This window comes from Sulfitobacter pacificus (assembly GCF_030159975.1).
In the GTDB taxonomy this organism is placed as follows: Bacteria; Pseudomonadota; Alphaproteobacteria; order Rhodobacterales; family Rhodobacteraceae; genus Sulfitobacter; species Sulfitobacter pacificus.
On sequence record NZ_BSNL01000001.1, the window covers coordinates 2,150,223 to 2,169,247 of the forward strand.

20 protein-coding genes are annotated in these 19,025 nt (G+C 56.0%); 11 read left to right on the forward strand and 9 right to left on the reverse strand.

The window, feature by feature from the left end; genetic code table 11:
• Nucleotides 1-21 precede the first annotated feature (21 nt).
• Genes QQL78_RS10770 through QQL78_RS10785 form a run of 4 tightly spaced genes read right to left on the reverse strand, consistent with a single transcriptional unit; the run spans nucleotide 22 to nucleotide 3,850 of the window.
• Entirely contained in the window at nucleotides 22-1,041 is a 1,020-nt protein-coding gene (locus QQL78_RS10770) for an ABC transporter substrate-binding protein (RefSeq protein WP_284373295.1), read from the reverse strand.
• 18 nt (nucleotides 1,042-1,059) lie between these two features.
• Entirely contained in the window at nucleotides 1,060-1,863 is an 804-nt protein-coding gene (locus tag QQL78_RS10775; protein WP_284373297.1) for an ABC transporter permease, read from the reverse strand.
• Nucleotides 1,856-2,767 carry an ABC transporter permease gene (locus QQL78_RS10780; protein WP_284373299.1) on the reverse strand — a complete coding sequence of 304 codons (912 nt, stop codon included), beginning with the start codon at nucleotides 2,765-2,767 and terminating at the stop codon, nucleotides 1,856-1,858. The genes QQL78_RS10775 and QQL78_RS10780 overlap by 8 nt, the downstream gene beginning before the upstream one ends.
• 3 nt (nucleotides 2,768-2,770) lie before the next feature.
• Entirely contained in the window at nucleotides 2,771-3,850 is a 1,080-nt protein-coding gene (locus QQL78_RS10785; protein ID WP_386258062.1) for an ABC transporter ATP-binding protein, read from the reverse strand.
• A 385-nt stretch (nucleotides 3,851-4,235) separates the two neighbouring features.
• On the opposite strand from QQL78_RS10785, the gene QQL78_RS10790 reads away from it, so the two are divergent.
• Nucleotides 4,236-4,928, forward strand: a complete 693-nt coding sequence (locus QQL78_RS10790; RefSeq protein ID WP_284373301.1) for a DUF1045 domain-containing protein — start codon at nucleotides 4,236-4,238, stop codon at nucleotides 4,926-4,928.
• 120 nt (nucleotides 4,929-5,048) lie between these two features.
• Here the strand turns inward: QQL78_RS10790 and QQL78_RS10795 are convergent, their stop codons facing one another.
• The 4 genes from QQL78_RS10795 to QQL78_RS10810 all read right to left on the reverse strand — a co-directional run bounded on the left by QQL78_RS10795 (nucleotide 5,049) and on the right by QQL78_RS10810 (nucleotide 9,527).
• On the reverse strand, nucleotides 5,049-5,612 hold the full coding sequence (locus QQL78_RS10795; RefSeq protein WP_284373303.1) for a hypothetical protein: 564 nt from the start codon (nucleotides 5,610-5,612) through the stop codon (nucleotides 5,049-5,051).
• Nucleotides 5,609-7,852, reverse strand: a complete 2,244-nt coding sequence (locus QQL78_RS10800; RefSeq protein ID WP_284373305.1) for a xanthine dehydrogenase family protein molybdopterin-binding subunit — start codon at nucleotides 7,850-7,852, stop codon at nucleotides 5,609-5,611. The genes QQL78_RS10795 and QQL78_RS10800 overlap by 4 nt, the downstream gene beginning before the upstream one ends.
• A gap of 3 nt (nucleotides 7,853-7,855) precedes the next feature.
• Nucleotides 7,856-8,314 (reverse strand): (2Fe-2S)-binding protein, encoded by a 459-nt coding sequence (locus tag QQL78_RS10805; protein WP_284373306.1) that lies wholly within the window; start codon nucleotides 8,312-8,314, stop codon nucleotides 7,856-7,858.
• A gap of 100 nt (nucleotides 8,315-8,414) precedes the next feature.
• On the reverse strand, nucleotides 8,415-9,527 hold the full coding sequence (locus tag QQL78_RS10810; RefSeq protein ID WP_284375552.1) for an S-(hydroxymethyl)glutathione dehydrogenase/class III alcohol dehydrogenase: 1,113 nt from the start codon (nucleotides 9,525-9,527) through the stop codon (nucleotides 8,415-8,417).
• A gap of 228 nt (nucleotides 9,528-9,755) precedes the next feature.
• Here QQL78_RS10810 and QQL78_RS10815 point away from each other — a divergent pair, with 228 nt between their 5' ends.
• The 7 genes from QQL78_RS10815 to QQL78_RS10845 all read left to right on the forward strand — a co-directional run bounded on the left by QQL78_RS10815 (nucleotide 9,756) and on the right by QQL78_RS10845 (nucleotide 15,281).
• A complete protein-coding gene (locus tag QQL78_RS10815; RefSeq protein ID WP_284373308.1) occupies nucleotides 9,756-9,971 on the forward strand; it encodes a DUF2061 domain-containing protein in 216 nt (71 codons plus the stop codon).
• A 201-nt stretch (nucleotides 9,972-10,172) separates the two neighbouring features.
• Complete coding sequence (locus QQL78_RS10820) at nucleotides 10,173-11,036, forward strand: metal ABC transporter substrate-binding protein (RefSeq protein ID WP_284375554.1); 864 nt, start codon at nucleotides 10,173-10,175, stop codon at nucleotides 11,034-11,036.
• A 17-nt stretch (nucleotides 11,037-11,053) separates the two neighbouring features.
• A complete protein-coding gene (locus QQL78_RS10825) occupies nucleotides 11,054-11,947 on the forward strand; it encodes a manganese/iron ABC transporter ATP-binding protein (RefSeq protein WP_284373310.1) in 894 nt (297 codons plus the stop codon).
• Entirely contained in the window at nucleotides 11,947-12,822 is an 876-nt protein-coding gene (locus QQL78_RS10830) for a metal ABC transporter permease (protein ID WP_284375556.1), read from the forward strand. Before QQL78_RS10825 ends, QQL78_RS10830 begins: the two co-directional genes overlap by 1 nt.
• On the forward strand, nucleotides 12,819-13,679 hold the full coding sequence (locus QQL78_RS10835) for a metal ABC transporter permease (protein WP_284373312.1): 861 nt from the start codon (nucleotides 12,819-12,821) through the stop codon (nucleotides 13,677-13,679). Before QQL78_RS10830 ends, QQL78_RS10835 begins: the two co-directional genes overlap by 4 nt.
• A 108-nt stretch (nucleotides 13,680-13,787) precedes the next feature.
• Nucleotides 13,788-14,528 (forward strand): L,D-transpeptidase family protein, encoded by a 741-nt coding sequence (locus tag QQL78_RS10840; protein ID WP_284373314.1) that lies wholly within the window; start codon nucleotides 13,788-13,790, stop codon nucleotides 14,526-14,528.
• Between the two features lie 198 nt (nucleotides 14,529-14,726).
• Complete coding sequence (locus tag QQL78_RS10845; protein ID WP_284373316.1) at nucleotides 14,727-15,281, forward strand: hypothetical protein; 555 nt, start codon at nucleotides 14,727-14,729, stop codon at nucleotides 15,279-15,281.
• 60 nt (nucleotides 15,282-15,341) lie between these two features.
• Here QQL78_RS10845 and QQL78_RS10850 read toward each other — a convergent pair whose 3' ends face one another.
• Complete coding sequence (locus QQL78_RS10850) at nucleotides 15,342-16,214, reverse strand: MurR/RpiR family transcriptional regulator (RefSeq protein WP_284373318.1); 873 nt, start codon at nucleotides 16,212-16,214, stop codon at nucleotides 15,342-15,344.
• Between the two features lie 113 nt (nucleotides 16,215-16,327).
• Between QQL78_RS10850 and QQL78_RS10855 the strand changes: the two genes are divergently transcribed.
• From QQL78_RS10855 to QQL78_RS10865, 3 genes are read left to right on the forward strand one after another with little or no spacing between them, the layout of a single operon-like run.
• The gene (locus tag QQL78_RS10855) at nucleotides 16,328-17,092 is read left to right on the forward strand and encodes an N-formylglutamate amidohydrolase (protein ID WP_284373319.1); all 765 of its coding nucleotides are present in this window, start codon (nucleotides 16,328-16,330) and stop codon (nucleotides 17,090-17,092) included.
• A complete protein-coding gene (locus QQL78_RS10860; RefSeq protein ID WP_284373321.1) occupies nucleotides 17,089-17,658 on the forward strand; it encodes a TRAP transporter small permease subunit in 570 nt (189 codons plus the stop codon). The genes QQL78_RS10855 and QQL78_RS10860 overlap by 4 nt, the downstream gene beginning before the upstream one ends.
• The gene (locus QQL78_RS10865; protein ID WP_284373323.1) at nucleotides 17,658-18,983 is read left to right on the forward strand and encodes a TRAP transporter large permease; all 1,326 of its coding nucleotides are present in this window, start codon (nucleotides 17,658-17,660) and stop codon (nucleotides 18,981-18,983) included. Before QQL78_RS10860 ends, QQL78_RS10865 begins: the two co-directional genes overlap by 1 nt.
• Nucleotides 18,984-19,025: the final 42 nt, after the last annotated feature.

Genomic DNA, 19,025 nt, shown 5'->3' on the forward strand with positions numbered 1-19,025 from the left:
TCCCAAGGGGCCGTCAGATGTTTACTTCTGAAGTTCAGTCCAGATCGCGGTATAAAGCTTGGTTGCAGAGGGCGGACAGGTCTTGGCCACATAGGCCGCACCCTTCAACTCGTCAGGCACCACAACTTCAGGCGCGGTTTTCATGTCTTCTGGCATAAAGGCTTCTGACCCTTTGATGCCGTTCGCATAACGCGCGAATTCCGACAGCATCGCCGCATTCTCTGGGTCCATCACAAAGTTGAGAAACGTCTTGGCCTCTTCCACATTCTGCGCGTCGCTCAGGATGGCGGCATTGTCCATCCAGACGGGGAAACCTTCCTGCGGATAGCCGAAAGCGATGTCGGGGTTCTGGTTGCGCGCGCGGAAAGATGCGCCGTTCCAGTTCACACCGGCGGAAAGGTCATTCTTGGCGTATTTTTCGATATTGCCATAGTCCATCGACAGCCAGTTCGGCTTGGCCGCTGTCAGGGTGTCACGCACCTTTTTCAGCACCTCAAGATCATCCGTGCACTGATCACCACCGACATAGTGGATCGCCATGCCCATCACATCGTTCATTTCCGGCACAACGTTGATCTTGCCTTTCAACTCCTCCGGCGGATCAAAAATCACCGCCGCGGTGTTGATATCGCCGCTATAGACCGAGGTGTTGACCGTGACACCCACCGTCCCCCACTGCCATGGCACCGTGTATTTACGGCCCGGATCAAACTCCACATCAACCCATTGCGGGTCCATGTGTTTAAAGTTCTCCATCTGGTTGGGGTTGCTTTCCATCAACAACCCTTCGCCGACAAACACTGGCACATAGGTGCCAGAGGGCACAACGATATCAAAGCCGTGACCGCCAGCCTTGATCTTGGCCAGAGCCGTGTCGTTGCTGTCATAATCGGTGATGGTGACTTTGATACCGGTCTCTTCCTCGAATTTTGTGATCATCTCGGGCGAGGTATAATTGCCCCAGTTATAGATGTTCAGCTCGCCTTCGGCAAAGGCAGGGCCGGCGAGGACCAGCGTTAAAGCGGTAAGTGTCTTTTTCATTGTCGTCTCCCAGGTTTATTATTTTCGTATTTTCGTCAGCAGCGTAAAGGCAATGACCATGGTGACCGAAATGGCCAGCAGCACAGTCGAAATGGCGTTGATTTCCGGCGTCATCACACGGCGCAACTGACCCAGCATATAGGTGGGCAGCGTATCCTGACCGGCAGATTTCACAAACTCGGTGATCACCACATCATCCAGAGAGATCACAAAGGCCAGCATCGCCCCCGCGACAATCCCCGGCCAGAGCTGTGGCAGGGTGATGCGGCGGAACACCTGGAAGGGCGAGGCATAAAGATCCGCAGCCGCCTGTTCCAGGCTGAGATCCATGCCCTGCAACCTTGCGCGGATCGGCAGATAGGCGAAGGGAATGCAAAAGGCCGCATGGGCAATGATCAGATACAGCAGGCCGGTATATCCGGTGGCCACCTTGATCATCGCAAAGAAGATCAACAGTGCCACAGCGGTGACGATTTCCGGCACCATCAGCGGCTGGTTGATCATGGTGAAAACCGCAGTCTGGCCTTTGAACTTTGGCGTGCGTGTGGTGGCAAGGGCCGCCAGCACGGCCACCGTTGTGGCAATGGCAGAAGCCCAAACCGCGACGATCAAGGAGCGCACTGTCGCTTCCTGCACCTGTTCATTGGCCCAGGCAGAAACATACCACTGCCATGAAAACCCTTCCCAGATGGCAATCGAGGTTCCCGCATTGAAGGAATAGATCACCAGCAGAATGATCGGCATATACAGCATCACGAAACAGGCAATCGCAATCTGGGTAAAGCCGGTTTGCTTGCGAATGTTGAACCCACGCTCAGCCATGGCGGGTCTCCTCATTGCCTGCGGCGCGCACATAAAAAATCAACGCCACCATCACGATCGCCAGCAAGGTCATCGAAAGCGCTGCACCAAGGGGCCAGTTGCGCCCCTGTCCAAACTGTAACTCGATGAGGTTCCCAATCATCAGCTGGTTGCCGCCACCCATGACCCTTGGGGTAACATAGGCCCCGAGTGACGGCACGAACACCAGAATGGAGCCGGCAATGATCCCCGGTTTGACCAACGGCAGGATGACACGGCGCAGCACCTTGAATCGCGTCGCATAAAGGTCATAGCCCGCTTCGATCAGGCTGAAATCCAGCCGCTCCATCGAGGCATAAACCGGCAACACCATCAGCGGCAGATAGACGTAAACCATGCCAAGGATGATCGAAAACTCGGTGTAGAGCATCTGGATCGGCGCATCGATCACCCCGGTCCAAAGCAGGATCGTGTTGATTGTGCCCTCGTTGCGGATCAATTCCAGAATGGCAAAGGTGCGGATCAACAGGTTTGTCCAGAAGGGGATGATGATCAACAACATCCAAAGATCGCGTTGCTTCTTTGGGCGGGTCGCAATGAAATAAGCCGTCGGCACGCCAAAAAACAGACAGGCCAGCGTGGTGATCAGCGACAGTTTCACCGACCGCCAGAAAATGCTGAGATGCGCATCCGACCAGCCCAATGTGTCCTCAAAAATGTCACGCTGCGCAAAGACATTAAACCAAGCTTCAGTCGAGAATTGCCATTCAACCCCGCCGTAATCCCCCGCTGTCAAAAAGGAATAGATCACTGTGATCAACAAAGGACCGCTGGCGGCAAAGACCAGAATAATCAGTGCCGGTGCCAACAACATCCAGCGGGTGCGCGCGGCGCGTTTTTCGGCGCTGAGGGAACTGTCCACCATCCGTCAGTCTTTCAACACCTGCGCCACATCCGGCGAAAACCGGATGCCCGCAGTATCCCCTGTGTCAAAACGCAATTGCGCATCGGGACTGTTTTGCTGACGCAGCACAAAACTGGTGCCGTCTTGCAGTTTGACGTGAATATGCGTGTCGGTGCCGAAGTAGACGATATTGTCGACGGCCCCGGTCAAGAGCCCCTCTTCCGGCGCTACCAGCCTGGCATGTTCAGGACGCAGCGCCAAGGTCACCTGCCCCGCGCGCGCGCCACCCTCTGGCAATAGCGCAGTTGTGGTTTGCCCCGAGGCAAGGCGCACAACCGCCGTCTGGTCCTGAACGCTGCTCACTTCGGCAGGCAAGAAATTGGTATCCCCAATGAAATCCGCAACAAATCTTTCGGCAGGATGATCATAAATATCACGCGGTGCTCCAATCTGGCGGATGGAGCCGGCATTCATCACCGCAATCCGGTCTGACATGGTCAGCGCCTCTTCCTGATCATGGGTGACGAAAATAAAGGTAATACCGGTTTCGGTCTGCAACCGCTTCAGCTCAAGCTGCATTTCCTTACGCAGCTTAAAGTCCAGCGCGCTCAGCGGCTCATCCAGCAGCAACACCCGTGGCTTCGGGGCCAGCGCGCGCGCCAATGCGACCCGCTGTTGCTGCCCGCCTGAAATCTGGCTGGTCTGGCGGTCGGCCAGTTCGGTCATCTGCACCAGATCAACCATTTCGGCAACGGTCGCCTTGATCTCGGCCTTAGGTTTGCCCAACATTTCAAGCCCGAAGGCAATATTCTGTGCCACTGTCAGATGCGGAAACAGGGCATAGCTTTGAAACACCGTGTTGATCGGGCGTTTGTAGGGCGGCAGGTCCAGAATGCTCTTGCCAAACATGTCCAGACTGCCCGAGGTCGGGTGTTCAAACCCCGCAATCAGCCGCAACAGCGTGGTTTTACCGCACCCCGATGGCCCCAGCAGCGTGAAAAACTCGTTGTCGAAAATATCCAGATCCGCGCCAGCCAAGGCATTCACAGGCGGATTTCCGGCATAGGTTTTGCGCAGATCGCGCAGGCTTATCGCTGTCGTCAATTTATATCCCCCCGACGTGTCACCTACATGGATCAGTCAATGACCGTCGCTTTTGAGAAGATTATGATCAAATTCTGCGGCGGTGCAAATGAAATTCTCGCCCCTGATGCATCTCTCGTCCGAAAGGGAATCCCAAGGTTACAGAACAAGCAGTTCCCCCGCTACCTGCTTGTTTTTCAAGCGATGAGGGTAAATGCCGCCCAAGGGCCAGACTGCCAGAGGCTCTGCATCTGTCCCGGACCGGATTAAGGCGTCACGCAGCGGTATCCCCGTCAGTCCCGCGCTGGCCGTACTCTTCCCGGCGCTGCACCGCTGACAGGCGTTTGCAAGAGCAAGCTCTTGTGGCATCTGATGCCCATAGCAAAAGGTAAAGGGCACCGGGCGCATGGAAGAAAACAGATTTGAAAGATACGCTATCTTCTACACGCCCCCCGCCGGCACCTTTGCAGATCTGACAGCGGCATGGCTGGGCTGGGACTCTGCCCTCGGACAGGCTGCGGCGCAACCACATCTGCCGGGCCTGGATCTGGCAAAACTTACCATGCGGCCGCGTAAATACGGGTTTCACGCCACGCTGAAAGCCCCGTTTCATCTGGCCGAAGCCGCGGATTTTCAAACTTTACTCGATGCGGTTGACGCCATTGCACAAAACCATACCCCCGTCACAGTTGGCCGATTGGAATTCAGCACGGACCATGGCTTCCTTGCCCTGCGCCCTGTAGCCAACCCTGTGGCGCTGCGGAATCTGGCTTCCGCTCTGGTCAGAAAACTGGATCATCTACGCGCCCCGCTCACCCCCGAGGAAATCACGCGCCGACGCAAATCCCGTCTCAGCCCGCGACAGGACCAGCAAATGCTGGACTGGGGCTACCCTTACATCTTTGAGGATTTTCACTTTCACATGACCCTGACAGGGCCGCTGCGGCAGGTGTCAAAGGCGGCTGTGCTTTCCCAAGCGCAAAAGATGATCACTCCTGCCCTGCCACCGCTACTTGAAATCGATGCGGTGACACTGATGGGACAAGACAAAAAGGGCATGTTCCATCAAATCCGCCGCGCTCGGCTTGCGGCAAGGTAACAATCTAGGCCGGTCAACACCGCAAGGAACCTATCTTGCAAAGGGCCAACACCTTGCAAAGGGCCAACACCCCCCTCTTTTTGGCCCTATATACTGTCCGCACTCACCACATAGCGCCCCTCATTGGCAAGGGCTCCCCGCCGCCCCCCAAATCTCCACATCACGCGCCATCTCCTCAACACTTCCCACTGGTTTTGAACGCCCCGCACCGGGCTCGAATCCCCAGGCCACAAAAGGCGAGCTGCGCAAATGCTCCGCCAGCTGCGCAATATCGTGACCATCGTTCAACGCGGGGTCGCGCAGCTGGGCACAAAGGCTGGCACTGCTTTCCTCCAGCCAATCCAGCTCGACCGGCGGCAAGCGCCAGGCCTCCTCAATCTGCGGTGCCGAGGGAGAGCCAATATCCCGCCCCACGGCAGTCACATGACAGGTCCGGCAGGGCATGCTTTCGGCCCCGATCCGGCTTTCATCGGCTTTCACACCCATCCCGTGTTTCGCGCTGTCACCATAGGTCAACCCCTGCCACATCGGTGCCTCCTGCGCACCAACATGACAATTGGTACACCGCGGATGCGAGGCCACTTCATAGATCCGGTCCCAGGCCGCCAGCCCCTCTTCCCGCGTCACGGTCTGCGCAGAAGCGCCAGTCCCTGCGATGAGCAGCGCGAAAAGCAGCCCCCTCATGCGAAATCCACCGATTTTGAAAACGGCAGTTCCCTGATCCTCTGGCCAGTCGCCGCGAAAATCGCATTGCCAAGCGCCGGTGCCGCCGGTGGCACACCGGGTTCGCCGATCCCTCTGATTTTCTCGCCGTTTTCCAATCCCCGCACCTCGATTTGTGGCGTCTGATAAAGACGCATCGCCTCAAAGGCGTGAAAGTTATCCTGCTGCGCCACCCCCCCCTCATAGGTCAGCTCACAATTCATCGCATGACCCAGCCCCCAGATCACACCACCGGAAAGCTGCGCCTCGAAATTCACCGGGTCCAGCACACGGCCCACTTCCGCTACTACAAAAACCTTATCAATGCGGATGCCGTCTGGCGTGTCGCTCACTTCGACGACCTGTGCTGTAGGCACCCCAAAGGCCAGGGTAAATGCCAGACCGCGCCCGCGCTTGGGGCCAAGGTCGCGGCCCCAGTCGGACATTTTGCCAACTTCCTCCAGTACCGCACGGGACAGGTCGTCACTGCACAGGCGCAACCGTTCTGCCAGCGGGTCAACACCTGCAGCATGGCACAGCTCATCCATGAAACTTTCGTGCAGGAAACCATTGCCGGACGCCCCGACCGACCGCCAGGAGCTGACCGGCACCATCGCAGGCACCCGATACCCGGTTACACGGTAATGCGGGATGGCAAAGGGTTGATCCCATGCCCCTGCCACAATCGCCACATCCGGTCCCATCGCCGGCTGACCCAACCGGCCCAGCGAGGATTCCGTCACCGAAGGTGCGGCAATCGACAGGTCAAAACCCTGCACCGCACCATCCGCCACTGCACCACGTGCGCGCGACATCGCAAGGGGGCGTGGAAAATCATGAGTCATGTCCTCTTCACGGGTCCAGACCATCTTGATCGGCGTGTCCGGCAATTGCATCGCAATCTCAACCGCTTGCCGGACATAATCATCTTCCAACCGCCGTCCGAAACTGCCACCTGACATCAACACATGAAGATGCACCTGTTCGCTGTCCAACCCCGAGAGGGCAGCGGCACCATCCTGCACAAAGCGCGGGATTTGCGTGCCGGTCCAGATGTCCAGCCGGTCCGCACTCAATTTGACCACAACGCTCATCGGCTCAAGCGGGGCATGGGCAAGATAGGGAATGCGGTATTCCGCTTCCAACACTGTCTCGGCGGTTTCCAGCGCCGCGGTGACATCGCCCTCATCCTTGAACCGGCTGTCCTGCCGCTCTTCAATGAAGGACTCTGCCACCGCGGCAAACTGCTGTTCTGTGTCCCCCACATAGGGCGACGGCCCCCATTCACATGCCACCGCATCTGCCGCCTGAAACGCCCGCCAAGTGTTGTCGGCAACCACCGCGATGCCGCCGGTGATCATCAATACCGCCTGCACACCGCGCATGGTTTTGGCCTCTGTCGCATCAAATCCCAAGATGCCGCCACCAATGGCCGGATTCGTACGGGTGGTGGCATGCACCATAGCGTCCATCTTTAGATCAATACCGTATTCCTGCGTACCGGTGGACTTCGCCAGAATATCGGTGCGCTGATGCGGTTTCCCCAGGCTCTGCCATGTAGCCGGATCCCGCAACACAACATCCTCGACCACAGGTGTTTCTACCGCCACTGCCGCCAGATCAACATAGTCCAGCCGCGTGCCATCGGGCAGCACAACAGCGCCCTTTTCGGTCCGCAACTGGTCCACGGCAAGCCCGGTTTGGGTTGCTGCCGCCGAAATCAGTGTCTCGCGCGCCACCGCCCCTGCCATACGCAACCGGTCATACATATCAGGCACTGTGCTGGAGCCGCCCGTCAGTTGCAGCCCCATCAGCTTGCCCACCACATCAGAGGCCCCGCGCCCGGCACGGGCCAAAAATGTTTCAGAGGTTGCCGCAATCGGCATACCCTCAACCGCCACCACCCCGTTGTAATAGGCGGCGGAAGGCGGGCCCGGATCAATCCGCACCTGATCCAGATCAACGTCCAGCTCTGCAGCGATCAAATGCGCCTGAACCGAATAGGCCCCCTGCCCAACATCCGCGCGTGGCGTGATCAAGGTCACCCCCTTTGCGTCAATCTTTACAAAGGGATTAAAGGTCACTTCACCATCAGCCAGCCCCGCCTCGAGCGGGTTCTCGACCTCGCGTTTGTACATATAGGTGCCAAAGGCCACCCCACCCAAGATAGCCGCAGATCCGACCAGAAAGCTGCGCCGCGCAATGGTTTTTATACGTCCCATGGTTCAGGCCCCCTGCAAGCGGCTGGCCGCGGTTTTGACCGCAGCGCGGATGCGTGGGTAGGTGCCACAGCGGCACAGGTTTGCGCTCATCGCTGCATCAATCTGATCGTCTGAAGGCTCCGGATTCAAATCCAGAAACGAGGCCGCCTGCATGATCTGGCCGGACTGGCAGTAACCGCATTGCGCGACCTGATGGTCGACCCATGCTTTTTGAACAGCGTGCAGGGCCGTTGGTGTGCCCAGCCCTTCGATGGTGGTGATATCGCCATCCACATCAGCCGCCGCCACCTGACAGGACCGCACGGCGACCCCGTCCATATGCACGGTACAGGCCCCGCATTGGGCAATGCCGCAGCCGTATTTCGGCCCCGTGATTCCCAATTCGTCGCGCAGGACCCACAAAAGCGGCATGTCGTCCTCGACATCCACCTCATGTTCATTTCCGTTTACGGTCAGCTTCATGGCGCGGCTCCTGTCTGAACTGTTCAGTTCAATTTAGAGCCGCGCCAGTGTCGGGCAAGTGCTACATTACGTCATGACGTCAAACAGAGTGTCGGCAGGATCAGAATTCCACCACCGCCCGGATCGATTTGCCCTGATGCATCAGGTCAAACCCGTGGTTGATTTCATCCAAGGTCAGCTTGTGGGTGATCATCGGATCAATCTCGATCTTGCCGTCCATATACCAATCGACAATCTTGGGTACATCTGTGCGCCCCTTGGCCCCGCCAAAGGCGGTACCACGCCAGACACGGCCAGTAACCAGCTGGAAAGGACGGGTTGAAATCTCTGCACCTGCGGGGGCCACACCAATGATGATGCTTTCGCCCCAGCCCTTATGCGCCGCCTCCAGCGCAGTACGCATGACCTGTGTGTTGCCGGTGGCGTCAAAGGTGTAATCTGCCCCGCCTTTGGTCAGTTCGACCAGATGGGCAACCAGATCACCCTCAACCTTGGAGGGGTTCACAAAATCGGTCATGCCAAAATAGCGGCCGGTTTCTTCCTTGTCGTCATTCAGATCCACGCCGACCACCTGATCCGCACCGGCAAGACGCAGCCCTTGGATCACATTCAACCCGATGCCGCCCAAACCAAAGACCACGCAGCGCGCGCCGATCTCGACCTTGGCTGTGTTGATCACCGCGCCAATGCCTGTGGTAACGCCACAGCCGATATAGCAAATCTTGTCAAAGGGCGCGTCCTTACGCACTTTGGCCAGTGCAATTTCCGGCACAACCGTGTGGTTGGCAAAGGTGGAACACCCCATGTAGTGATGAATTGGCGTGCCATCGAGCATTGAGAAACGTGTTGTCCCATCAGGCAGTTGGCCCCGCCCCTGTGTGACGCGGATCGCCTGACACAGGTTGGTTTTGCCCGACAGACAATATTCGCATTCACGGCATTCCGGCGTGTAAAGCGGGATCACGTGATCGCCCACTTCCAGCGTGGTCACACCCTCGCCCACTTCCATCACGACACCTGCCCCCTCATGGCCCAGAATGGCCGGGAAGATGCCCTCCGGGTCATCGCCCGAGCGGGTAAATTCATCAGTGTGGCATAGGCCAGTGGCCTTGATTTCCACCAGAACCTCGCCACGTTTCGGCCCCTCAAGGTTGACCTCCATGATCTCAAGCGGTTTGCCAGCGGCAACGGCGACAGCGGCGCGGGTCTTCATCATTGTGATCTCCTCCAATGGGTTTGTCTCAGGTGGCCTATGCCAAAGCCCGATGTCAAGAACGGGCGGTACACTGTCCTTTGTCATGGCGGGAATTGGGAAATCAGCATCGAGTGATTTAATAACTGATGTTTCATATTATCACCATATGCGTTAAATTGTGACAATTCTCTGAATGGTTCCTTCCCTACGCCTGCCGATATAGCGGGAGCAACGAAGGAGGCCATTATGGATTTGAAAAAGCGCACAATTGTCAAAGCCTTGACCTGGCAGGTCATTGGGTTTTTCATGATGGTCGCCATCGGGTATGTCACCACAGGGTCGTTGAATGCAGCCGGAGGCATGGCATTTATTGCCTGCGTCACGGGCATACTTACCTATGTTCTGCATGAACGCATCTGGCAGCGTATCAGCTGGGGCCGGTTGTCCGATCTGCCCGACTAGACCGCAAGCCTCTGAAGGATGAACAACAGCCCGATACGCCTCTCCCAGATCCCCGTTGTAAAACTGGCGACAGGCTAAATGAGAATAATTCGCAACAGGCTTGACATTTGTTGCGAATGATTTGCATGTAGGCGCAATAACGCGTTTTGACGGGAGTCTGGAATGAAGAACCGATGCGCTGCTTTTGTTGCGACGGGCCTGATGGCAACGCTGTTTTCAACCGCTGTCGCAGCACAGGATAAGATGAAGGTAGTGACCACCTTTACCGTGCTGGCGGATATGGCCGCAAATGTCGCGGGTGACGCAGCAGAGGTTGTGTCTGTGACCAAACCGGGTGCCGAAATCCACGGCTATCAACCCACACCGCAAGACATTGTGCGCGCCTATGATGCCGATCTGATCCTGTGGAACGGCATGAACCTTGAACTGTGGTTTGAGCAGTTTCTCTCCAACATGTCCGACGTGCCCGCCGCCACCCTGACGGACGGCATTGCTCCGATCTCGATTGCGTCTGGCAGCTATCAGGGTCTGCCCAATCCACACGCCTGGATGGGCTTGGATAACGCACTGATCTATGTAGACAATATCGCCAAAGCCATGTCAGAGAATGACCCGGAGAACGCCGCGACCTATGAGGCAAACGCCACGCAGTACAAACAGGAACTGCGCGACACGCTGGAGCCGCTAAAGGCCGCAATTGCGGACATCCCGCAGGATCAGCGCTGGCTGGTCACTTGCGAAGGGGCGTTCAGCTATCTCGCACGTGATATGGGCCTGCAGGAGCTTTATCTCTGGCCGATGAACGCGGACCAGACCGGCACACCGCAACAGGTACGCAAGGTGATCGACGGGGTGCGCGATAATGATATTCCGGTGGTGTTCTGCGAAAGCACCGTCAACACAGCCCCCGCTGAACAGGTGGCGCGAGAAACCGGCGCGGCCTATGGTGGTGCGCTTTATGTGGACAGTCTTTCCGGGCCCGACGGGCCGGTGCCGACCTATCTTGATCTGCTGCGTGTGACGAGCACAACCGTCACCGACGGGTTGAGCGCGGCATTGAAATAGACCTGCAAGGAAACCCCATGTTGCAAAAGACCGAAATCCCCTCAGAACCATCCGCGCAGGCAACTGCGGGGCTGCGGGCACAGGACGTCACAGTGACCTATCGCAACGGCCACACCGCCCTGTGGGACGCCAGTTTTGACATTCCACGTGGCACGGTGACCGCGTTGGTGGGGATCAATGGGGCCGGTAAATCAACTTTGTTCAAGACGATCATGGGGTTTGTACCTGCCGCCAAGGGCGAGATCAGCATTCTGGGCATGGATGTGAAAACCGCCCTCTCCCGAAATCTGGTGGCCTATGTTCCGCAGGCCGAAGAGGTTGATTGGGACTTTCCGGTGCTGGTCGAGGATGTCGTGATGATGGGCCGCTATGGTCACATGGGGTTTTTCCGGCGTGCCAAACAGGCGGATCATGATGCGGTTGATCAGGCGCTCAGGCGCGTCAACATGCAAGACTTCCGCCACCGTCAGATTGGCGAGTTGTCCGGCGGTCAACGCAAACGGGTTTTCCTTGCCCGCGCTTTGGCGCAAGACGGACAGGTCATCCTGCTGGACGAGCCTTTCACCGGGGTGGACGTCAAAACCGAAGAGCAGATTGTCGCCCTACTGCGCGAATTGCGCGATGAGGGGCGGGTGATGCTGGTCTCGACGCATAACCTTGGATCTGTGCCCGAATTTTGTGACCGTACCATTCTGGTCAAAGGCACGGTGCTGGCCCATGGGCTGACCGAAACCACCTTTACCCGCGACAATCTTGAACAGACCTTTGGCGGTGTGCTGCGCCAGATCACCCTTGGCGGTGACACGTTGCACGACGATGAAGATGCCCGCGCTGTCACCATCTTTACCGATGATGAACGTCCCTTTGTGCAATATGACGACAAGACCCATCGTTCGGATCAGGGATCATGATGGATACCCTGCTGCAACCCTTCAGCTATGGCTATATGGTCAATGCCATGTGGGTTTCCGCGCTGGTTGGCGGGGTCTGTGCGTTTCTATCGGCTTATCTGATGCTGAAAGGCTGGTCGCTGATCGGTGATGCCCTGTCCCATTCGGTGGTGCCGGGCGTGGCGGGGGCCTATTTGCTGGGCCTGCCATTCGCCTTGGGGGCGTTTATCGCGGGGGGCCTAGCCGCCGGGGCGATGTTGTTCCTGTCCGAGCGGTCTGGCCTCAAGGTTGATGTGATCATCGGATTAATTTTCACCTCTTTCTTCGGGCTGGGCCTGTTTATCGTCTCGATAAACCCGATGGCAGTGTCGATCCAGACCATCACCATGGGCAACATCCTTGCCATCACCCCGGAAGACACGCTGCAACTGGCGATCATCGGCTTTGTTTCGCTGGCCATTCTGCTGGCCAAATGGAAAGATCTGATGGTCACGTTTTTTGACGAAACCCACGCCCGCACCATCGGTCTGCGCACCGGCCTGCTGAAAGCGGTGTTCTTTGTGCTGCTGTCGGCCTGTGTGGTCGCCGCGATGCAAACGGTTGGTGCCTTTCTGGTCATCGCGTTGGTCGTCACACCGGGGGCCACGGCCTATCTCTTGTGTGACCGGTTCCCTCGGCTGATCGCCCTGTCTGTCGCCATTGGCTCCATCACAAGTTTTGTCGGGGCCTATGTCAGTTATTTTCTTGATGGGGCCACTGGTGGTGTCATCGTTTGCTTGCAAACCCTGATCTTTCTTGTGGCTTTTGTCTTTGCCCCCAAACATGGGCTGCTGGCGGCGAGACGCAAGGCCGCGATGGTCCTGCGGGACAGGCCTGCAAAGCAAGAGGCGGCATGATGGATATCGAGACACTCACCTTGCCGTTACGGTTCGGCTTTATGCAGAACGCTTTCCTGATTTCGATCATTGTCTCGGTGCCCACGGCCTTGCTGTCGTGTTTTCTGGTGGTCAAAGGCTGGGCACTGATGGGGGATGCGGTCAGCCATGCGGTGCTACCCGGTATTGTGCTGGCCTATATCCTTGGGCTGCCCCTGATCATCGGGGCCTTTGCCGCCGGGATGACCTGTGCCGTTGCGACGGGGTATCTGTCCAATAACAGCCGGGTCAAACAGGACACGGTGATGGGGGTGGTGTTTTCCGGCATGTTCGGCCTTGGCATCGTGATGTATGTCGCAATTGAAACAAACGCACATCTGGATCACATCCTGTTTGGCAATATGCTGGGGGTGGATACGGGCGAGCTTTGGACCGCTGGCATCATCTCGCTGGGTGTTGGCCTCATGCTGGTGTTGAAATGGCGCGATTGGTTGTTGCACAGTTTTGATCCCGCGCAGGCACAGGCCTCTGGCTTGCGGGTGAATTGGCTGCACTACGGTATGTTGGCCGCGCTTTCGCTGACAATTGTGGCGACACTTTCTGCGGTGGGTCTGATCCTTGCCATTGGCCTGCTGATCGCACCGGGGGCGATTGCATTCTTGCTGGTGCGCACCTTTGGTCGCATGCTTTGGGTGTCGGTATTGGTCTGCATGGCATCGATGCTTTTGGGCAGCTATCTCAGTTTTTTCCTGGACAGCGCCCCTGCCCCGACGATCATTCTGATCCTGACGGCAATGTTTATTGCCGCGTTTGTACGGCGGCAAATGGTGACGCGGGCGATGTCGACGCGGAATAAGGAACGAAAGAGCACGGTTTGACGAGTATCCGGAGAGCGGACTTAGTTACAAATGACGATGGACCTTGCAGATTGCTATCCGATGTCCTCCACGTTAGGTTTTTGAAGCTAAATCAACAGGCCAAAGATAATGCGCAAAAGGACAGTTTTTCTCTTTTCTCTATGCGTTTTGGCCGCTGCCTACTTTGTCTATCCGAAGGTGAAAACCTTCCTACCGCAACTTGTTGGATCGTCTGCCGACATTGCTGAAGTGCGTCAGCGCGTGCTTCCAAACCTTAGCGCTTCTCTTATTGATGCAGGTCTCGAGATAGGGTCACCAGCTTTCATTCGTGTCTTTAAGGAAGAGCGACTGTTAGAGATTTGGCTCCAAGGGAATAGCAGTTACCAGTTGTTCAAGACCTATCAGATTTGCAACTACTCTGGTGATCTTGGGCCAAAGATCAAGGAAGGTGACCGGCAGTCACCAGAAGGATTTTACAAGGTTGATAAGGCCGCATTAAATCCGAATAGCAGCTATCACTTGTCATTCAATCTCGGCTTTCCGAACGCCTATGATCAAGCTCACTCCCGGACTGGCAGCTTTCTTATGATCCATGGCGACTGCGTTTCAGTCGGGTGTTACGCAATGACCAACGAGGGAATTGAAGAAATCTATCTCATTACTGAAGCCGCGTTAAACGCCGGACAGGCTCATGTACCAGTGCACGCTTTTCCTTTTAAGATGACGTCAGAACGTCTTTATAAAGAACGAGAAGCCGCTTGGTTTGAGTATTGGGAAAATCTTAAGGTTGGCTATGACTTTTTCGAACAAGGCTATGTCCCGCCAGCTGTATCTGTAACAGATCAGGAATATGTATTTCGAGCAGGGTAGCCTCTGTCAGACGACAAAACCGCAGTCGTTGTGGGCTCGGAGCGGTCATCCGATAATTTTAGTCAGGATGGATTAGCGTTCTTGAAACCTCAATGTCGGCTGTGCGGACAAAGTGACGTTCACTCAGTAGAGTGAACGCGGGATCAGCATGTCTTAGAACCTTGGCTTCTGTCAAAGGTGTATCATAAAGTAGCTTCGATGAGACTTCGTGAAATCACTTCAATTTGTATGCTGATTATCTTGGCGCAATCCACATCTGCTGACGATGGGCGTTTTAGTCCACTCATCGGTTCAGGGATTTTAGAACGGATGGAAACCGCGAGAGTTTGGGAAATTGAAATTCTGAGTTCAGGCATTAAGTACAAGTGTCTCAAGTGTGATGGGAATGTGGATGCAATGATCGAGGTCATTGCTCCTTATGCACCTGAAAAATATACATCTATTGCCCAGAGATACCTTGCCGAACGCAAGCTTTTTTGCGCGCATTTGGTAATACAAGGCAATGGACGATGTGTCGAAACACGCTCTATTGGCTACCGCGCTGGCCTTTTGCGTGGGTTTGAATCAACCCACGAAACCTCAAATCAACGATCTGTAGAAATGGTTTTCTTTTACCGCAATCTTTATTTTGCTGGGAATTCTGGTCCCGAGCTGATCAGGACTTCGGTCATGATTGATAATGGTGCCACTTTGCCTAACGACGCCCTCGAAACGTTCTATTGGCATATGGCGAAGTTGACGGCTTTTTGGTGAAGATTGATTGGTTCAAGCATGTTATTCAGGGCTCACACCAGCCATTGAAACAAAACCACCTCAAGTAAACTTCCGAAACAGCCGCGTACGGTCGAACATATCTTCCAGTTCTTCCATACGTTCCTTTGTGCCTTCCCAATGCAGGTTCTGCACAGACGCAACCATGGTCTCAACCAGCAACATGGTTGTCGCCGCCGAGTCCCAGGCCGAAGGCACTACAATCCGGTTTGAAAAACTATGTTCGGCCAGCTGATGCACCGGGCTGCGCCATTGATCGGTGAATAGGATAATCTTGGCACCGCGCGCATGGGCCATCTCGGCCAATTTCAACGTGTTGTTCTCATAGCGACGCACGTCGAAGATGATGAACACATCTCCCTCTGACGCATTCAACAGGTAATGCGGCCATGAATTGGAGGTGGATTGCACATGGGTCAGATTGGGGCGGATCACCTGCATGTGCAGGAAAAGATATTCTGCAAGCGTATGGGTGATCCGTCCGCCGACAATATAAAGATGGCGCGAGGCATCCCCCGCCAGCGCACAGGCCGCATCAAAGGACACCGGATCAATCTGGCCCAGCGTATGACGGATGTTGTCAATCACTGCCTCGGTAAACCGGTTCAGCATATGGCCCGACGGGGCGGCCTCTGCCCATGTGTCATGTTTGGCGATCGGGCTTTTGGCTTTGGCCCGCAGTTCCTCGCGCAGCTCTGCCTGAAACTCGGGATAACCTTTATACCCCAGCTTCTGCACCATCCGCGCCACGGTCGGCACCGACACATCTGCATCTTTCGCCAAGGCCGATAAGGTCCCCAGGCCAGACGCGGGATAATTCTCCAGTATCGACAGGGCAAGCTGGCGTTCTGCGCGTGTCAGATCATCCAGCTTGTGTTGGATCCGGTCTGAAATTGTCAGCATGTCCTCCGACATGGGCACCTCTTTTTGCATATAAATTTATCATTCCGCATCAACATGTGATATATTTTTCACAAATGTGTTGACAGAATCTTTCGTTGGCAAGAGTTTCGTCCTGAGGAGGCTGCATGAATCAGACGTTAAAAAGCAAGCCGGAACCCGTGTTCGAAGTGGTTAATGCTGATGGTGCATCACCAATTGTATTGGTTTGCGAACATGCCAGCCATACCATTCCTGAACAGTTCGACAATCTGGGCCTCACTGGCGCACCTCTGACCAGCCATGCCGCATGGGACCCCGGCGCAATGGCCGTGGCGCAGGGCATGGCGCAGGCGATGGATGCTGTATTGGTCGCCTCGCGTATCTCCAGACTGGTTTATGATTGCAACCGCCCGCCTGATGCTGATGGGGCGATGCCGGCGAAAAGCGAAATCTTTGACATTCCAGGCAATGCCAATCTGTCAAAGGCAGAGCGTGCAACGCGCACAGCACAGTATTACACCCCGTTCCGCACAGCGCTGGCAGAGGTGGTCGCGGCCAAGGCAAACCCCGTTTTGGTCACGATCCACAGTTTTACGCCGGTTTATCACGGTGCCAAGCGCACGGTTGAAATTGGCGTCCTGCATGACAGCGACAGCCGTTTGGCCGATGCCATGTTAAAAACCGGCGCGGCGCACAGCCCCTATATCACCCGACGCAATGAACCCTATGGCCCACAGGATGGCGTCACCCATACCTTGCTGGAACACGGTGTTTCACGCAGCCATCCGAATGTAATGATCGAAATACGCAACGATCTGATCGAGACGCCCGAAAGCCAGCACGCCATGGCCACACAGCTGACAACATGGATCACGGACGCCTGCGCAACCCTCGCGAAGGCCACAGCATGACGAGCGTGATGCGCAGTTTCATCCGCGGCGTGGACGCTGTGAACCACCGCATTGGCCGCATCGCAATGTATGGCATCTTTGTGCTGATGGGCATTCTACTGTGGTCCTCCATCAGCAAGACCTTTTTCCTGCCCAGCCTCTGGACGCTTGAAATGGCGCAGTTTGTGATGGTGGGCTATTACATCCTTGGCGGCCCCTATTCGATCCAGATGGGATCAAATGTGCGGATGGACCTGCTTTATGGAGACTGGTCAATCCAACGCAAGGCGTGGTTTGACCTGCTGACCGTGTGCTTCCTGATTTTCTACCTCTGCGTCCTGCTGTATGGCGCGGTCAGCTCAACCGCCTATGGGTTGGGATATTGGAAAACCGAACCGTTTTCCTATCTCCTTGGCGTCATCACCGGCAGCGAGGAAATCGGCCGGCTTGAACGATCTTCCTCTGCATGGCGCCCCTATATGTGGCCAATCAAGGTTGTGATGATTGTCGGCTTCTTTCTGATGTTGCTGCAATGCCTGTCCGAATTTTGCAAAGACGTACTGCGTTTAAAAGGCGAAGAAATCTAATGCCATACGAGATGATCGCCACCTTGATGTTTTCCTCAATGATGCTGATGCTGCTGACCGGCCAGCGGGTGTTCGGAGCCATCGGATTTATCGCGGTTGTCGCCGCCTTGCTGCTTTGGGGCGACAAGGGCGGGTTTGATATCGGGTTCTCCGCGGCGATGAAGTTGATGAAATGGTATCCGCTGCTGACCCTGCCGATGTTTATTTTTATGGGCTATGTGCTGTCGGAATCCAAAATCGCGGATGACCTTTACAAGATGTTCCACGTCTGGATGGGGGGCTTGCGCGGCGGGCTGGCGATTGGGACAATCGGCCTGATGGTTTTGATTTCGGCCATGAACGGATTGTCCGTTGCCGGTATGGCAATCGGTGCCACGATTGCCCTGCCCGAGTTGTTAAAGCGCGGTTATGACAAGCGCATGGTCACCGGCGTTATTCAGGCGGGGTCCAGCCTTGGCATTCTGGTGCCACCCTCTGTGGTGCTGGTTCTCTATGCGATGATTGCGCGCCAGCCGGTTGGGCAGCTCTGGCTGGCGGGGATCATCCCCGGACTGATGATGGCGGCGATGTTCATCATCTATATCGTGATCCGCTGCCGGATAAATCCCGCACTTGGTCCCGCCCTGCCCTTTGAGGAGCGCGACATCCCACGGGCCGAAAAGCTGCGCCTGTTGCAAGCGGGGCTGCTGCCGCTGGGCATCTTTGCGGTGATGATGGTGCCCTTTGTGAATGGCTGGACCTCGCTGGTCGAAAGCTCTGCCATCGGGGCCATCGCCGCCTTCCTTGCAGCGGTCTTTAAGGGACGTATGACCCGCGAAGTCTTTGAAAATTCGGTGCGCAACACGCTTGGCATCACCTGTATGTTTATGTGGATCATCCTTGCCGCGCTTGCCTTTGGCGCGGTGTTTGACGGTCTGGGCGCAGTAAAGGCGATTGAATCCCTGTTCACCGAGCAATTGAACCTGTCCCCATGGATGATCCTGATCCTGATGCAGCTCAGCTTTATCATCATGGGCACCTTCCTTGATGACACGGCGATGCTGGTCATCGTGGCCCCGCTTTATGTGCCGCTGGTGGGCGCGCTGGGGTTTGATCTGATCTGGTATGGTATCCTCTATACGATCACCACGCAGATTGCCTATATGACGCCGCCCTTCGGCTATAACCTGTTTCTGATGCGTGCGATGGCACCGCCGGAAATCAGCCTGCGCGACATCTACGGATCGGTAACCCCTTTTGTGCTGGTGATGATCCTCGCGCTAAGCCTCGTGATGATCTTCCCGGGATTGGCCCTGTGGCTGCCGGAATATGTTTACGGAAACTAACCCCAAGAAAGCCGGAACAACCGGCGCGATTTCATAACAAGG

Bases quoted from the DNA above. Each gene is read 5' to 3' on its own strand.
- QQL78_RS10825 (WP_284373310.1), top strand. From the start codon at position 11,054: ATGTTGCAAAAGACCGAAATCCCCTCAGAACCATCCGCGCAGGCAACT.
- QQL78_RS10860 (WP_284373321.1), top strand. From the start codon at position 17,089: ATGACGAGCGTGATGCGCAGTTTCATCCGCGGCGTGGACGCTGTGAAC.
- QQL78_RS10820 (WP_284375554.1), top strand. From the start codon at position 10,173: ATGGCAACGCTGTTTTCAACCGCTGTCGCAGCACAGGATAAGATGAAG.
- QQL78_RS10865 (WP_284373323.1), top strand. From the start codon at position 17,658: ATGCCATACGAGATGATCGCCACCTTGATGTTTTCCTCAATGATGCTG.
- QQL78_RS10840 (WP_284373314.1), top strand. From the start codon at position 13,788: ATGCGCAAAAGGACAGTTTTTCTCTTTTCTCTATGCGTTTTGGCCGCT.
- QQL78_RS10835 (WP_284373312.1), top strand. From the start codon at position 12,819: ATGATGGATATCGAGACACTCACCTTGCCGTTACGGTTCGGCTTTATG.
- QQL78_RS10830 (WP_284375556.1), top strand. From the start codon at position 11,947: ATGGATACCCTGCTGCAACCCTTCAGCTATGGCTATATGGTCAATGCC.
- QQL78_RS10850 (WP_284373318.1), bottom strand. From the start codon at position 16,214: ATGTCGGAGGACATGCTGACAATTTCAGACCGGATCCAACACAAGCTG.
- QQL78_RS10845 (WP_284373316.1), top strand. From the start codon at position 14,727: ATGAGACTTCGTGAAATCACTTCAATTTGTATGCTGATTATCTTGGCG.
- QQL78_RS10780 (WP_284373299.1), bottom strand. From the start codon at position 2,767: ATGGTGGACAGTTCCCTCAGCGCCGAAAAACGCGCCGCGCGCACCCGC.
- QQL78_RS10800 (WP_284373305.1), bottom strand. From the start codon at position 7,852: ATGGGACGTATAAAAACCATTGCGCGGCGCAGCTTTCTGGTCGGATCT.
- QQL78_RS10795 (WP_284373303.1), bottom strand. From the start codon at position 5,612: ATGAGGGGGCTGCTTTTCGCGCTGCTCATCGCAGGGACTGGCGCTTCT.
- QQL78_RS10805 (WP_284373306.1), bottom strand. From the start codon at position 8,314: ATGAAGCTGACCGTAAACGGAAATGAACATGAGGTGGATGTCGAGGAC.
- QQL78_RS10855 (WP_284373319.1), top strand. From the start codon at position 16,328: ATGAATCAGACGTTAAAAAGCAAGCCGGAACCCGTGTTCGAAGTGGTT.
- QQL78_RS10790 (WP_284373301.1), top strand. From the start codon at position 4,236: ATGGAAGAAAACAGATTTGAAAGATACGCTATCTTCTACACGCCCCCC.
- QQL78_RS10815 (WP_284373308.1), top strand. From the start codon at position 9,756: ATGGATTTGAAAAAGCGCACAATTGTCAAAGCCTTGACCTGGCAGGTC.
- QQL78_RS10775 (WP_284373297.1), bottom strand. From the start codon at position 1,863: ATGGCTGAGCGTGGGTTCAACATTCGCAAGCAAACCGGCTTTACCCAG.
- QQL78_RS10770 (WP_284373295.1), bottom strand. From the start codon at position 1,041: ATGAAAAAGACACTTACCGCTTTAACGCTGGTCCTCGCCGGCCCTGCC.
- QQL78_RS10810 (WP_284375552.1), bottom strand. From the start codon at position 9,527: ATGAAGACCCGCGCCGCTGTCGCCGTTGCCGCTGGCAAACCGCTTGAG.